We start from the raw sequence: 13167 nt of genomic DNA, 5'->3' as shown, positions 1-13167 counted from the left end.
CGCATGGGTGTTGAGACCGGCGCCGCCGACGCGCGTGCATCGCGTGCCGACGACGACCCGGCGGAGCATCCCGCGCCCGAGGGCGCCGACGAGGCATCCGGCGGCACCGCGCCTGCCGCGCACGCCCCCGCCGCGCACGGGCCCGCGCCCGTTGCCGCCGACGTCGACCGCGGCACGCCGCTCGACCGCTGGTGGGGTCGCGTGCTCTCCACGCCGCGTCGCCGCACGCTCTGGTACTGGGGCGGCCCGATCGTCGTCACGGTGCTCGCCGCCGTGCTGCGGTTCTGGAACCTCGGGCACCCGCAGGCCATCGTCTTCGACGAGACCTACTACGTGAAGGACGCGTGGACGCTCCTCCACAACGGCTACGAATCGGCCTGGCCCGAGAACGCCGACGCGGACTTCGCCCGCGGCGACACCGACATCTTCACCGACGACCCGGCCTACGTGGTGCATCCGCCGCTCGGCAAGTGGATGATCGCGCTCGGCATGGCGGTCTTCGGCGCGGACAGCGCGTTCTGGTGGCGGGCGAGCACGGCGCTCGGGGGCACCGCGGCGGTGTTCGTCCTGGCGCTGGTCGCGCGTCGCCTGTGGCCGTCGACGATCGTCGCGGTGATCGCGGCGTTCCTGCTCGCGATCGACGGCAACGCCATCGTGATGTCCCGCGTGGCGCTGCTCGACAACTGGATCATGCTGTTCGCGCTGCTCGGCTTCTGGTTCGTGCTCCTCGATCGCGAGCACGCCGCCCGCGAGCTCGCCCGACGACTGGCCGAGGCCCGCGCGCACGGGCGCGATCCGCACTACGGGCCAGCGCTCTGGGCCCGGCCATGGGTGGTCGCAGCGGGCGTTGCGTTCGGCGCCGCCTGCTCCGTGAAGTGGTCGGGGGCCTGGTTCCTCGCCGCGTTCGGGCTCTACCTCGTGGTGGTCGACGCGCTCGCGCGCCGGCGTGCGGGCGTGCCCTTCTGGATCACCGGCGCGGTGCTGAAGCAGGGGCCGGTGACGTTCCTCCTGATGGTGCCGGTGGCCCTCGTCGTGTACCTCGCGTCGTGGACCGGCTGGCTCACGACCGACGGCGGCTACTACCGGCACTGGGCCGACGCCCCCGAGAACCAGGCCACGGGCTGGCTCGCGTGGGTGCCGCACGCGCTGCAGAGCCTCTGGCACTACCACCAGTCCGCGTACACGTACCACATCGGCGTGCACGCCGAGCATCCGTCGCAGGCGAACCCGCTCACCTGGCTCATCATGTTCAAGCCAACGAACATGTACTTCTCCTCCACCGACGACGGGTCGGGCGGATGCGGCGCCGCGACCTGCTGGGAGTCGATCATCGGCATCGGCAACCCGCTCATCTGGTGGGCGGCCGCGCTCGCGTGCCTCTACCTCCTGTACCGGCTCGTGCGCTACCGGGAGTGGCAGGTCGGCATCATCCTGCTCGGCCTCGCCGCCGGGTACCTGCCGTGGCTCGGGTACCTCGATCGCACGGTGTTCCAGTTCTACTCGATCGCGTTCCAGCCCTACACGATGCTCGCGCTCACGATGGTGCTCATGCTGGTGCTCGGCCGCCGCGACGACGTGCGCTGGCGACGGGAACGCGGCATCGCCGTCGTGGCGATCTTCCTCGGCTTCGCCCTGCTCGTCTCGGCGTTCTACTACCCGATCTGGACGGGCATGCCCGTCACGCCCGAGTTCCGGCAGCTCCACTTCTGGACGCCCGCCTGGGCGACGTGAGCCCGATGCGCGAACTGATGCCGGGACTCGCCATCGCGGCCTCCGCGGCGCTCGTGGCCTGGCTCGCGCATCTCGCCATGCCGGCCGTGCCGATCCTCACGGCCGCCGTCGCACTCGGGATCCTGGTCGGCCAGGTGCCCGCCCTGCAGCCCGCCCTCGCCGGTCGCCTCGCGCCGGGCCTGCAGCTCGCCGCGCGGCGACTGCTGCGCCTCGGCATCGTGCTGCTCGGCCTGAAGCTCAGCCTCGTCGACATCGCGGGCCTCGGCTGGATCACGATCCTCACGACGATCGCCGTCGTCGTGCTGACGTTCGCCGGCACGATCGGACTCGGGCGGGCGCTCGGGCTGCCCGGGCACCAGCCGGTGCTCGTGGCCAGCGGCTTCGCGATCTGCGGTGCGTCCGCGATCGGCGCGATGGGCGCGACCGTGCGCGCCCGCGACGAGGAGCAGGCCGTGCCCGTGGCGCTCGTGACGCTGTGCGGCACGCTCGCCATCGCCGTGCTGCCCGCGCTGTGGCATCCGCTCGGGCTCTCGGCGACGGGCTTCGGGCACTGGGTCGGCGCCGGCGTGCACGACGTCGGGCAGGTCGTGGCGACGGCGCAGCTCGCGGGACCGGCGGCGCTTGCGGTCGCCGTGGTCGTGAAGCTCACGCGCGTGCTCATGCTCGCGCCGATGGTCGCGATCACCGCCGCGGTCGAGCGACGCCGCGCGATCGAGCCCGCCGGCCCGCACCCGCCGATCGTGCCCCTGTTCATCGCCGGCTTCCTCGCGGCGGTGCTGCTGAACTCGTTCGTGCCGCTGCCCGAGTGGCTGCTCACCGGCGCCGACGTCGTGCAGACCGCGTTCCTCGCGACGGCGCTCTTCGCCCTCGGCGCGTCGATCCGCGTGGTCGAGCTCGTGCACACCGGATGGCGCGCGCTCGTGGTCGGCCTCACGTCGTGGGTGCTCGTCGCCGCGCTCGCGTACGGCGCGGTGCTGCTCGGCTGAGGCCGACCCGTGCGATCGGCGCCCGCGCCGCTCAGCGCACCGCGAGCACGAGCTTGCCGCGCACGTCGCCGGCTTCGAACCTGGCGACCGCGTCGGCGGCCCGCTCGAGCGGGAACACCGTGTCGACGACGGGCCGCACCTCGCCCGCGTCGATGCGCCGGGTCAGCTCGGCGAGGTCGTCGCCGTCGCGCTTCGCCGCGAGCGTGCGCAGGTGCTGCGGCACGAATGGCGACATGACGGATGCCGCCGCGATGCGCCAGAGCGGACCGACCACGCGTCCCCCGCGGCCCGACGAGAGCACGAGCGTGCCGCCGCGCGTCAGGGAGCGGCTGATGCGCCGGAGCGAGCGATCGGCGACCATGTCGAACACGACGTCGTACCGGCCCGCATGCGCGGTGAAGTCCTCGGTCGTGTGATCGATGACGTGGTCGGCGCCGATGGCGCGCACGTGGTCGGCCTTCTCGGCACGGCAGACCCCGGTGACCTCGGCGCCCATCGCCTTGGCGAGCTGCACCGCGAAACCGCCGACGCCGCCCGACGCGCCCGTCATGAGCACGTGCTGACCCGGCCCGACGCGGGCGAGCCGCAGGCCCTGCAGCGCTGTCGTGCCCGACACCGGCACGGCCGCCGCGTGCGCCGCGTCGACCGACGCCGGTCGCCGCGCCGCGAAGCGCTCGGGCACTACGACGAGCTCGGCCCAGCCGCCCTGGTCGGACTCGGCGTACACGGGATCTCCGACGCGGAACCGCGTCACGGCCGGCCCGACCGCGGCGACCTCGCCGGCGACGTCGCGGCCGAGCACCGGCCGCTTCGGTCGCGAGAGCCCGAACGCGAGCCGCACCATGCTCGGTTCGCCGCGCATGAGGAACACGTCGCCGGCGCTCACCGCGACCGCGTCGACGCGGATGAGCACCTCGTCGGCTGCGGGCTCGGGCGCATCGACCTCACCGAGCTCGAGCACCTCGTGCCCGCCGTAGCGGCGGTGCACGATCGCCCTCACGCGCCGGCCCCGTTCGCCTCGCTGACGGAGTCGGCCCGCTCCGCGGCATCCGACACCGCGATCACGACGCTGCCGACCTTGTGGCCGGTCTCGACGCGGTGGTGCGCGGCGACGAGCTCGTCGAGGGGCAGGATCCGGTCGACGACCGGAACGAACGCGCCCGACTCGACCAGGCTCGTGAGCTGTTCGAGCTCGCGTCCCTTCACGCTCGAGTCGCGCAGGCCGGTGAATGCGATGGCCGCGCGCCGCCCGCGCCGGAACACCCGGGTCAGCGGCGTCTGCAGCATGATCGCGCCGGTCGGCACCGTCGTGAGGTAGATGCCGTGCGCCGTGAGCGCCCGCCGGCACTCGCCGAACGAGCGCTTGCCGACCGCGTCGAAGATCACGTCGTAGGCGCCGCGCTCGGCCGTGAAGTCCTCGCGCGTGTAGTCGATGACCCGGTCGGCGCCGAGCGAGCGCACGAGCTCCGCGTTCGGGCCGCTCGTGACCGCGGTGACGGATGCCCCGAGGTGCTTCGCCAGTTGCACGGCCGCCGAGCCGACGGTGCCCGAGGCGCCGTTCACGAGCAAGGACTGCCCCGGCCGCACCTCCCCCGCATCGCGCAGGAACGGCAGCGCGGTGAGGAAGCCGTCGACGGTCGCCACGGCGTGCGCTGCATCCAGCCCACGGGGCGCCTGCGCGATCGCCCCGTGCTCGCCGACCACGACGAACTCCGCGGTCGCGCCGGCACCCACCTCGGCGGCGCCGAAGACCCGGTCGCCCGGCGCGAAGCGGGTCACGCCCGCGCCGACCCGCTCGATCGCGCCCGCGAACTCCGTGCCCAGCATCGGGTACTTCGGGCGTCGCAGCCCGAAGAACAGGCGGGCGAACCACGGGGATCCCGACCGGCTCACGGCATCGGTGACCCCGACCGCCGAGGCATCCACCCGCACCAGCACCTCACCGTCGCCCACCTCGGGAACGGGCCGCTCCTCGATGCGCACCACCTCGGCCGGACCGTACCGGTCGAACATCGCTGCCCTCATCGCTTCGTCTCCTCGACCTCGGGGTACTGGAACACGTCGTCGAGCGGGACCCCGAACACCCGCGCGATCTGGAAGGCCATCTCGAGCGACGGCGAGTACCGCCCCTGCTCGATGGCGATGACGGTCTGGCGGGTCACGCCGAGGCGCTGCGCCAGGTCGGCCTGGGTCATCTCGCCCTGCCGGAACCGCAACGAGCGGATGTCGTTGGTGACGCGCGTCGGCTTCACCATGTCGGCACGCCCCTGCGGTAGGCCACGAGGCGGGTGATGCTCTCGAGCAGCGCCGAGAGCACGAAGCACAGGTAGATGACGTTCGCGATCCAGAACCAGTCGGCCTCGAGCATCGCGAGCACGAGCGCGCCGAGCGCGCCGATCACGACGAACGAGCTGCCGACCCGGGTGCCGAGCCGATCGATCTCCTTGTCACGGACGTCGCCCTTGGTGCTCTCGCTCGGGAACACGATCTCGACGAGGATGCGCAGCACGATCGTGGCGACGATCGCGCCGCCGATGGTCCAGAGCATGACCGGCACGTAGTCGACGTCTTCGACGGGAACGCCGCCGGCGACCTGCGGCAGCACCAGCGAGAGGTACACGGTGTAGCCGACGACGGCGACCACCAGGTAGAGCCAGGTCCCCTTCTCCTCGTACGACATGCCAACTCCTCAGGTAAACAATGTTTGACATGGCCAGTGTCAATCAAACGCGACATGATGTCAAGCATTCTTTACACGCTTGGGCGAACGCGAGCGGATGCCGCGGCGTCGGCCTGCGGCATCCGCTTCGTGCCTGTTCTGGCTAGTGGCTGCCGTCGACGAGCTTGAGGCCGACGACGCAGCCCACGAGGCCCGCGATGAGGGCGAGCTTCATCCAGGAGACGTCCGAGTCGCCCGTGACCATCGCCCAGACGACCGTGAGGGCCGCACCGATGCCGACCCACACCGCGTACGCGGTGCCTGTGGAGATGTCGCGCATCGCCCACGCGAGCCCGCCCATCGAGAGCACGAGCGCGCCGAAGAAGATCACCGACGGCCACAGCTTCGTGAAGCCCTCTGACCTGCCGAGCGCCGTCGCCCAGACGGCTTCGAGCACACCGGATGCGATGAGGATGACCCACGCCATGACGTCCACTCTCCTGAGTGCCAGTCTTGTCGCGTTCCGGGTACTGGGTTCCCTCGTCCGGGGCCGCGCAGTGCGACCTGCCTCGAGGCTAGCAACCGGGCCTGATCAAGCCCTGTGCAGGCTGGGCAGCGGATGCCGCGCGGCATCCGCTTGCGTCAGGCCGCACCGCACGCGGCATCCGCTGCCCGGCCCTGCGCCACTTCGACGCCCGTTGCGCCACCCGAACTGGCGCAGACGGCGCCGAAGTGGCGCAGTCGCGCGGACGGAGGGCTCGCGCGGACGGAGGGCTCGCGCGGACGGTGAGCTCGCGCGAGGTCGGGCGCGATCGTGGCGGCCGTCAGGCCCGCGCGACCTCGGCGAAATGCTCGACCACGGGGAACGGCTCGTAGAACCCGTGCAGCAGCGCCCGCCAGCGCTCGTACTCGGGCGAGCCGCGGAACCCCTGCTCGTGCGCCTCGACGCTCTCCCAGTGCACGAGCAGGAGGTAGGCGTTCGGCGTCTCGATCGAGTGCGACAGCGTGAGGTCGACGAAGCCGGGCGTCGACGCGATGATCGGCTTCGCCTCGGCGAACGCCGCCTCGAAGTCCGCCTCGCGGCCGGGGACGACGGGCAGGATCGCGTGCTCGAGGATCATCCCCCGAGCCTAGGGCGGCAGGATCCCGACGACGATCGGCAGGCATTCGCGGCCCGTGTGCGGGCGCGCCGACGCAGGATGGACGCATGGACATCGCCGACGACGCCGCCCTCCTCGTGATCGACGTGCAGCGGGGGTTCGACGACCCCGGCTGGGGGCCCCGCGACAACCCCGATGCCGAGGCGAACATCGGCCGGCTCGTCGCCGCGTGGACCGACGCCGGGCGTCCCGTCGTCCTGGTGCGGCACGACTCGGAGGAGGAGGGGTCGCCCCTCGCACCCGGCACCCCGGGCAACGCGCTGAAGGACGTGGTGGCGGATGCCGCGCACGAGCTCCTCGTCTCGAAGGAGGTGAACTCGGCATTCCACGGGCGGCCCGACCTCGACGCGTGGCTGCGCGAGCGCGGCATCCGTCAACTCGTGGTCTGCGGCATCCAGACGAACATGTGCGTCGAGACCACGGCCCGCGTGGGCGGCAACCTCGGGTACGACGTGATCGTCCCGCTCGACGCGACGCACACGTTCGACCTCGAGGGGCCGGGCGGCATCCGCCTCACGGCCGCCGAGCTCGCGCGCGCGACCGCGGTGAACCTCGACGGCGGCGAGTTCGCGCGCGTCGTGTCGACCGACGACGTGGTCGGTTGAGGCGCCCGTTGCCCCCGGTTACGGCGGCGCGCGAGCCGCACCCGGCGCACGGCTAGCGTGGACCGCATGGCAGACCGCGAATACGGCTTCAAGACGCGTGCGATCCACGCGGGCAACATCCCCGACCAGGTGACGGGGGCCCGCGCCCTGCCGATATACCAGACCAGCGCGTTCGTCTTCGACGACACGGCGGATGCCGCGGCCCGCTTCGCGCTGCAGAAGTACGGCAACATCTACTCGCGGCTCGCCAACCCGACCGTCGCGAGCTTCGAGGAGCGCGTCGCGAGCCTCGAGGGCGGACTCGGCGCCGTCGCGACCGCGTCGGGCCTGTCGGCGCAGTACATCACCTTCGCGAGCCTGGTCGGGGCCGGCGACCACATCGTGGCGAGCGCGAACCTCTACGGCGGCTCGATCACGCAGCTCGACGTGACGCTGCGCCGCTTCGGCGTCGAGACGACGTTCGTCGCGAGCGCCGACGCCGAGGACTACGCGGCGGCGATCCGGGAGAACACGAAGGCGCTCTTCGTCGAGACCATCGCGAACCCCTCGGGCGAAATCGCGGACCTCGAGGCGCTCGCCGACGTCGCGCACGCACACGGGATCCCGTTCATCGTCGACTCGACGATCCCGACGCCCTACCTCAACCGCCCCATCGAGTGGGGCGCCGACATCGTCACGCACTCGGCGACGAAGTTCCTCGGCGGGCACGGCACCACGCTCGGCGGCGTCGTCGTGGAGTCGGGGCGGTTCCACTGGCACTCCGACAAGTTCCCCCTCTTCGGCGAGCCGGTCCCGCACTACGGCGGTCTGCAGTGGTCGGGCAACTTCGGCGAGTACGCGTTCCTCACCCGCCTGCGTGCCGAACAGCTGCGCGACCTCGGCCCGACGCTCGCGCCGCACTCGGCGTTCCTGCTCGCGCAGGGGGTCGAGACACTGCCGTACCGCATCCAGGCGCACGTCGACAACGCCCGCACCGTCGCCGAGTGGCTCGAGCAGGACCCGCGCATCGAGCGCGTGTTCTGGGCCGGCCTGCCGAACCATCCGCACCACGACCGCGCGCAGAAGTACCTGCCGCAGGGGCCCGGTTCCGTGTTCAGCTTCGAGGTGAAGGGCGGTCGCGAGGTCGGCCAGCAGGTCATCGAGTCCGTGAACCTCGCCAGCCACCTCGCGAACATCGGCGACGCGAAGACCCTCATCATCCACCCGGCGTCGACCACGCACGCCCAGCTCACCGAGCAGCAGCTCGTCGACGCGGGCGTCCTGCCGGGCGTGATCCGCCTCTCAGTGGGCATCGAGGACGCCGACGACATCATCTACGATCTGGACCAGGCACTCGCGCAGGCCACGGGAGGCAAGTGATGACCGACACGCTCACGACCGAAGCGACGGATGCCGCGGCTGCGTCGACGGAGCTCGGCGCCGACGTCGAGACCGTCCGCCTCGTCAACGGCCTCTCCTGCGAGCTGCCGGCGAACTCGCCGCTCGCGAAGCTGCTGCACTCGCAGCGCACGTGGACGGGCCCCGACGCGCGGCAGCGGCTGCGCATCCTGAACGCGGCGAAGTCGGTCGCGATCGTCGGCGCCTCGCCGAAGCCGTCGCGCTCGAGCTACTTCGTCGGCACGTACCTGCAGCAGTCGAGCGACTACCGCCTCTACTTCGTGAACCCGAACGAGACCGAGATCCTCGGCGAGCCGGCGTACGCGAGCCTGCAGGACCTGCCCGAGGTGCCCGACATCGTCGTGGTGTTCCGCCGCGGCAGCGACATCCCGCAGGTCGTCGACGACGTCGTCGCCGCCGGTGCGAAGACCATCTGGGTGCAGCTCGGCATCTGGAACCAGGATGCCGCGTACTACGGCGAGGAGCAGGGGCTCACGGTCGTCATGGACCGCTGCATCAAGGTCGAGCACGCCCGGTTCCACGGCGGGCTCCACCTGCTCGGCTTCGACACGGGGCAGATCACGGCGCGCAAGACCGTGCGCTGACTCGCGCGGCAGCGGAGCGTCAGGCCGCCGACGACTCGGGTGCCGCCTCGACGTCGCGCCCGTACGCCATGAGCAGGAAGCTCCGGCCGCTCGGCAGGTCGACGACGTGCTCGCGCTCGTGCAGCCGGGAGAACCCGAGCCGGGCGTAGAGCCGCTGTGCCGACTGCATCTCGGGGCCGGTGTTGAGCACGACGCGACGGATGCCGCGACGAGCCGCGAGCTCCATGACGTGCCGGACGAGCACCTCGCCGACCCCGCGACCGCGTGCCGCCGCCGAGACGCCGAGGAACCGGAAGTCGAGCTCGTCGTCGTCGCGCGCGACGGCCGACATGCGCCGGCCGGCCCTCGGCGTCGAGACCGTGCCGAGCAGCGCGCCCGTCGCGGCATCCGCGGCCACCCACACCTCGTGGGCGCGCTCGGCGACCGACTCGATCTCGACCAGGTACGTGGCGCTCAGCACGAAGTCGCCGGCGTACGCCTCTCGTGCCAGTGCGCCGACGGCTTCGTGCTCGCCGTCGCGCACGAGTCGCACCTCGACGCCGCCGGGCGCGGAGGCGGGCGTAGGGTTCGGGCTGGTCGGGTCGGTCGAGGACATCCGACCCAGCCTACGGGGCGCCGGCCGGACGATCGTCGCGGCGCCGGGATGCCTGTCGACCTCGCGCGACACCACCGCTGACACCACTCGAACCACCCGTTGACACCAATCTGACGCACATGGTGTTGACATGACACCACTGTGGTGTCACACTGGTGTCATGGAACTCACCGGATACGTCGACGAACTCCAGCGCCAACTGGCCATCGCAGCCGAGGCCGGCGGCGAGGAGGCACTCGGTCTCGCACAGCGACTGACCGCGCCCCTCGACGCCTCCGTGCGGCTGGTGCTGCTCGAGGCGCTCTCCGCCGCCGCGGCGGAGATCACCGCCGAGCTCGCCCCCGGCGCGGTCGACGTTCGGCTCCGCGGACGCGACCCCGAGTTCGTCGTCACGGTCCCCCCGACTGCGACGTTCGAGCCCGCGTCCGACCGTACCGCGCCTGCGATGCAGGTCCCCGCGGCATCCGCTGCCGTGCCCGTCGCCGAGGACGCCGCGACGAGCCGCACCACGCTCCGCATCCCCGACCAGCTGAAGGCCCAGGTCGAGCTGGCGGCCGCCCGCGACGGCGTCTCCGTCAACACCTGGCTCGTGCGCGCGATCGCCGCCGCTGTCGAGCCCGCCCCAGCACGGCCCACCGAGACCCGCCCGGCCGACGGCGACGCGAACCGCGTCACCGGCTGGGTCCGCTGAACACCGATCATCACGAAGGAGTCATCATGACCACCTACCAGACCCCGCATCCCGTCGTCGTCGACCTCGACCTCGGCTGGGGCGACGTCGACGTCGTCGCCTCCGACCGCGCCGACACCGTCGTCGAGGTCCGGCCCGCCAACCCCGAGAAGTCGAGCGACGTCAAGTCCGCCGCCGACGCGAAGGTCGAGCTCGTGGGCGACGTGCTCACGGTCCGCACGACGAAGGGGTGGCTCCACTACACCCCGTTCGGCGGCAACGGCCAGGTCGACGTCACGATCCAGGTGCCCGAGGGCTCCGAGGTGCGCGGCGCCACCGGCGCCGGCCGCCTCCTGGCCGAGGGCTCCTTCGGCGCCGTCGCCTACCGCAGCGGCGCCGGCGACGTGCGGGTCGACGAGGCCGAGCGCGTCACGGCCCGCACCGCATCGGGCGCGATCATCGTCGGCCGCGCGACCGGCGCCGTGGAGCTCACCTCGTCGGCCGGCAGCATCCGCATCCGCGAACTGTCGGGCGAGGCGATCATCAAGAACCCCAACGGCTCCACGACGATCGGCGAGGTCACCGGCACGCTCGTCGTGCAGGGCGCCCACGGCGACGTCACCGTCGCCAACGCACGCGGTGCCGTCACGGCGAAGAGCAGCTACGGCAACCTCCTCGTCGAGCGCATCGACGGCGGCCGCGTGCAGCTCGAGGCCGGCTACGGCGGCATCGAGGTGGGCGTGGCCGAGGGCACGGCCGCCTGGCTCGACGTCTCGAGCCAGCACGGCGCCGTCCGCAACAAGCTCACGCCCTCCGACGCGCCCGGCGCCGACGAGAACACCGTCGAGCTGCACGCCCGCACGAGCTGGGGCGACATCCTGATCCGCCGGCCGAGCTCGACGCCGGCTCACTAGCCGACCCGGTCACCGACCGCTCACACCGACCCCCACCGCCACGCACGACCCGCCGGACGAACCACGTCCGACGTCGGGATGGTCGAGTGCGCCCTGAAACACCCGAGCACACCGCACCAGCGCGCGACGCACGTCCGTGCATCGCGCTCCAGTTGAGAAACGGAGATCCAGATGACCACCGATCAGTCCCAGGCGCCTGCCATCCGCGTGCAGGGCCTGGAGAAGGCCTACAAGAAGGACCTGCAGGTCCTCCGCGGCGTCGACTTCGACGTCGCCCGCGGCAGCATCTTCGCCCTCCTCGGCTCCAACGGGGCCGGCAAGACCACCGTCGTGAAGATCCTGTCCACCCTGCTCCGTGCCGACGCCGGCTCGGCCGGCGTCAACGGCTTCGACGTCGCCGAGCAGGGCGCAGAGGTCCGCGCGTCCATCAGCCTGACCGGGCAGTTCGCCGCGGTCGACGAGGTCCTCACCGGCCGCGAGAACCTGGTGCTCGTCGCCCAGCTGCGGCACCTCCCCGGCCCGGGCCGGATCGCCGACGACCTGCTGGCGCGGTTCTCCCTCACCGAAGCGGGCACCCGCAAGGTGGCCGAGTACTCGGGCGGCATGCGCCGACGCCTCGACATCGCGATGAGCCTGATCGGCGACCCGCCGATCATCTTCCTCGACGAGCCGACGACCGGGCTCGACCCGCAGGCGCGCATCGAGGTGTGGCAGTCCGTCACGGAGCTCGCCGCGAACGGCACGACGGTGCTGCTCACGACGCAGTACCTCGACGAGGCCGAGCACCTCGCCGACCGGATCGCGATCCTCCACCAGGGCCGGATCCTCGTCAACGGCACCCTCGACGAGCTGAAGCGGCTGCTGCCCCCGGCGACGGTCGAGTACGTCGAGAAGCAGCCCACCCTCGAGGAGATCTTCCTCACCCTCGTCGGCGACGACGGCAGCACCGCCACCGCCGACACCGCCACCGCCGATGCGGCCACGACCGCCACGTCTCGAAAGGACCGATGATGACCACCGCAACCGCACCGATGACCGCGACCACGCACTTCCTCGGCGACACCGCCGTGCTCACGGGCCGATCCCTGCGCCACATCACCCGCAGCCTCGACACGATCATCACGACAGCGATCATGCCGATCGCCTTCATGCTGCTCTTCGTGTTCGTGTTCGGCGGCGCGATCGACACCGGCTCCGACACGCAGTACGTGGACTACCTGCTGCCCGGCATCCTGCTCATCACGGTCGCCTCTGGCGTGTCCTACACGGCCTACCGGCTGTTCCTGGACATGCAGGGCGGCATCTTCGAGCGGTTCCAGTCCATGCCGATCGCCCGCTCGAGCGTGCTGTGGGCGCACGTGCTGACCTCGCTCGTCGCGAACCTCGTGTCGCTCGCGATCGTCGTGGGCGTCGCGTTCATCATGGGCTTCCGCACGGGCGCCGACCTGCTGGCCTGGCTCGCCGTGGCGGGAATCATGGTGCTGTTCACCCTGGCCCTGACCTGGCTCGCCGTGATCCCGGGCCTCACCGCGAAGTCGGTCGACGGCGCGAGCGCGTTCTCGTACCCGCTCATCTTCCTGCCGTTCATCAGCTCCGCGTTCGTGCCCACCGAGAGCATGCCGGGCCCGGTCCGCGTCTTCGCGGAGTACCAGCCCGTCACCGCCATCGTCGACGCGATCCGAGCCCTGTTCACCGGCCAGCCGGTGGGCTCCGACATCTGGATCGCCCTCGCCTGGCTCGTCGGCATCCTCGTGGTGGCCTACGGCTTCGCGATGCTGGCCTACCGCCGCAAGATCTCGTGATCGGATGACGCGTCGGATGACGCGACCCGATGAGCCTGCCCGCCCTCCGGCGGGTGGGCTCAT

The 13167-nt window shown here is 71.7% G+C and carries 16 protein-coding genes and 1 riboswitch; of the genes, 9 read left to right on the top strand and 7 right to left on the bottom strand.

Going from position 1 to position 13167, the window contains the following annotated elements; all coding sequences use genetic code 11:
* Positions 1-3 precede the first annotated feature (3 nt).
* Both FYC51_RS13385 and FYC51_RS13380 read left to right on the top strand, forming a co-directional pair.
* Positions 4-1731: a dolichyl-phosphate-mannose--protein mannosyltransferase gene (locus FYC51_RS13385; protein ID WP_148734321.1), complete on the top strand. Its 1728-nt coding sequence runs from the start codon at positions 4-6 to the stop codon at positions 1729-1731.
* Between the two features lie 17 nt (positions 1732-1748).
* Positions 1749-2717, top strand: coding sequence for a YeiH family protein (locus FYC51_RS13380; protein ID WP_238476384.1), 969 nt, complete (start codon positions 1749-1751; stop codon positions 2715-2717).
* Between the two features lie 31 nt (positions 2718-2748).
* Here the strand turns inward: FYC51_RS13380 and FYC51_RS13375 are convergent, their stop codons facing one another.
* From FYC51_RS13375 to FYC51_RS13345, 6 genes are all read right to left on the bottom strand, one after another.
* The gene (locus FYC51_RS13375) at positions 2749-3717 is read right to left on the bottom strand and encodes an NAD(P)-dependent alcohol dehydrogenase (RefSeq protein WP_148734319.1); all 969 of its coding nucleotides are present in this window, start codon (positions 3715-3717) and stop codon (positions 2749-2751) included.
* Positions 3714-4742: an NAD(P)-dependent alcohol dehydrogenase gene (locus FYC51_RS13370; RefSeq protein WP_148734318.1), complete on the bottom strand. Its 1029-nt coding sequence runs from the start codon at positions 4740-4742 to the stop codon at positions 3714-3716. Before FYC51_RS13370 ends, FYC51_RS13375 begins: the two co-directional genes overlap by 4 nt.
* Positions 4739-4972, bottom strand: coding sequence for a helix-turn-helix transcriptional regulator (locus FYC51_RS13365; protein WP_148734317.1), 234 nt, complete (start codon positions 4970-4972; stop codon positions 4739-4741). The genes FYC51_RS13370 and FYC51_RS13365 overlap by 4 nt, the downstream gene beginning before the upstream one ends.
* Positions 4966-5397 (bottom strand): hypothetical protein, encoded by a 432-nt coding sequence (locus FYC51_RS13360; protein WP_187432662.1) that lies wholly within the window; start codon positions 5395-5397, stop codon positions 4966-4968. Before FYC51_RS13360 ends, FYC51_RS13365 begins: the two co-directional genes overlap by 7 nt.
* 142 nt (positions 5398-5539) lie before the next feature.
* Positions 5540-5863, bottom strand: a complete 324-nt coding sequence (locus FYC51_RS13350; protein ID WP_148734314.1) for a DMT family transporter — start codon at positions 5861-5863, stop codon at positions 5540-5542.
* A 16-nt stretch (positions 5864-5879) separates the two neighbouring features.
* A riboswitch (guanidine-III (ykkC-III) riboswitch) is annotated at positions 5880-5945 on the bottom strand.
* Positions 5946-6200: 255 nt separating this feature from the next.
* Positions 6201-6497: an antibiotic biosynthesis monooxygenase family protein gene (locus FYC51_RS13345; RefSeq protein WP_148734313.1), complete on the bottom strand. Its 297-nt coding sequence runs from the start codon at positions 6495-6497 to the stop codon at positions 6201-6203.
* An 86-nt stretch (positions 6498-6583) separates the two neighbouring features.
* Between FYC51_RS13345 and FYC51_RS13340 the strand changes: the two genes are divergently transcribed.
* The 3 genes from FYC51_RS13340 (at position 6584) to FYC51_RS13330 (ending at position 9123) form a co-directional block, all read left to right on the top strand.
* Positions 6584-7141: a cysteine hydrolase family protein gene (locus FYC51_RS13340; protein WP_148734312.1), complete on the top strand. Its 558-nt coding sequence runs from the start codon at positions 6584-6586 to the stop codon at positions 7139-7141.
* 66 nt (positions 7142-7207) lie between these two features.
* A complete protein-coding gene (locus FYC51_RS13335) occupies positions 7208-8500 on the top strand; it encodes an O-acetylhomoserine aminocarboxypropyltransferase/cysteine synthase family protein (protein WP_148734311.1) in 1293 nt (430 codons plus the stop codon).
* Between the two features lie 104 nt (positions 8501-8604).
* The gene (locus FYC51_RS13330; RefSeq protein WP_420797259.1) at positions 8605-9123 is read left to right on the top strand and encodes a CoA-binding protein; all 519 of its coding nucleotides are present in this window, start codon (positions 8605-8607) and stop codon (positions 9121-9123) included.
* A 19-nt stretch (positions 9124-9142) separates the two neighbouring features.
* On the opposite strand, the gene FYC51_RS13325 is transcribed toward FYC51_RS13330, so the two are convergent.
* Positions 9143-9718, bottom strand: a complete 576-nt coding sequence (locus FYC51_RS13325) for a GNAT family N-acetyltransferase (protein WP_187432661.1) — start codon at positions 9716-9718, stop codon at positions 9143-9145.
* A 160-nt stretch (positions 9719-9878) separates the two neighbouring features.
* On the opposite strand from FYC51_RS13325, the gene FYC51_RS13320 reads away from it, so the two are divergent.
* The 4 genes from FYC51_RS13320 (at position 9879) to FYC51_RS13305 (ending at position 13104) form a co-directional block, all read left to right on the top strand.
* On the top strand, positions 9879-10409 hold the full coding sequence (locus tag FYC51_RS13320; protein WP_148734308.1) for a toxin-antitoxin system HicB family antitoxin: 531 nt from the start codon (positions 9879-9881) through the stop codon (positions 10407-10409).
* Positions 10410-10435: 26 nt separating this feature from the next.
* Complete coding sequence (locus FYC51_RS13315; protein WP_148734307.1) at positions 10436-11302, top strand: DUF4097 family beta strand repeat-containing protein; 867 nt, start codon at positions 10436-10438, stop codon at positions 11300-11302.
* A 171-nt stretch (positions 11303-11473) separates the two neighbouring features.
* A complete protein-coding gene (locus FYC51_RS13310) occupies positions 11474-12313 on the top strand; it encodes an ABC transporter ATP-binding protein (protein ID WP_148734306.1) in 840 nt (279 codons plus the stop codon).
* On the top strand, positions 12313-13104 hold the full coding sequence (locus FYC51_RS13305; protein WP_274379494.1) for an ABC transporter permease: 792 nt from the start codon (positions 12313-12315) through the stop codon (positions 13102-13104). The genes FYC51_RS13310 and FYC51_RS13305 overlap by 1 nt, the downstream gene beginning before the upstream one ends.
* The last annotated feature ends 63 nt before the right edge of the window (positions 13105-13167 follow it).

Source organism: Agromyces mariniharenae, from assembly GCF_008122505.1.
Classification (GTDB): domain Bacteria; phylum Actinomycetota; class Actinomycetes; order Actinomycetales; family Microbacteriaceae; genus Agromyces; species Agromyces mariniharenae.
The sequence above is the reverse complement of the archived record's forward strand: the minus strand, read 5'-3'. Positions and strand labels throughout refer to the sequence as shown.

Coding starts and splice junctions, on each gene's coding strand:
- FYC51_RS13385 (WP_148734321.1), top strand. CDS start 4: ATGGGTGTTGAGACCGGCGCCGCCGACGCGCGTGCATCGCGTGCCGAC.
- FYC51_RS13380 (WP_238476384.1), top strand. CDS start 1,749: ATGCCGGGACTCGCCATCGCGGCCTCCGCGGCGCTCGTGGCCTGGCTC.
- FYC51_RS13370 (WP_148734318.1), bottom strand. CDS start 4,742: ATGAGGGCAGCGATGTTCGACCGGTACGGTCCGGCCGAGGTGGTGCGC.
- FYC51_RS13365 (WP_148734317.1), bottom strand. CDS start 4,972: ATGGTGAAGCCGACGCGCGTCACCAACGACATCCGCTCGTTGCGGTTC.
- FYC51_RS13360 (WP_187432662.1), bottom strand. CDS start 5,397: ATGTCGTACGAGGAGAAGGGGACCTGGCTCTACCTGGTGGTCGCCGTC.
- FYC51_RS13350 (WP_148734314.1), bottom strand. CDS start 5,863: ATGGCGTGGGTCATCCTCATCGCATCCGGTGTGCTCGAAGCCGTCTGG.
- FYC51_RS13345 (WP_148734313.1), bottom strand. CDS start 6,497: ATGATCCTCGAGCACGCGATCCTGCCCGTCGTCCCCGGCCGCGAGGCG.
- FYC51_RS13340 (WP_148734312.1), top strand. CDS start 6,584: ATGGACATCGCCGACGACGCCGCCCTCCTCGTGATCGACGTGCAGCGG.
- FYC51_RS13335 (WP_148734311.1), top strand. CDS start 7,208: ATGGCAGACCGCGAATACGGCTTCAAGACGCGTGCGATCCACGCGGGC.
- FYC51_RS13325 (WP_187432661.1), bottom strand. CDS start 9,718: ATGTCCTCGACCGACCCGACCAGCCCGAACCCTACGCCCGCCTCCGCG.
- FYC51_RS13320 (WP_148734308.1), top strand. CDS start 9,879: ATGGAACTCACCGGATACGTCGACGAACTCCAGCGCCAACTGGCCATC.
- FYC51_RS13315 (WP_148734307.1), top strand. CDS start 10,436: ATGACCACCTACCAGACCCCGCATCCCGTCGTCGTCGACCTCGACCTC.
- FYC51_RS13310 (WP_148734306.1), top strand. CDS start 11,474: ATGACCACCGATCAGTCCCAGGCGCCTGCCATCCGCGTGCAGGGCCTG.
- FYC51_RS13305 (WP_274379494.1), top strand. CDS start 12,313: ATGACCACCGCAACCGCACCGATGACCGCGACCACGCACTTCCTCGGC.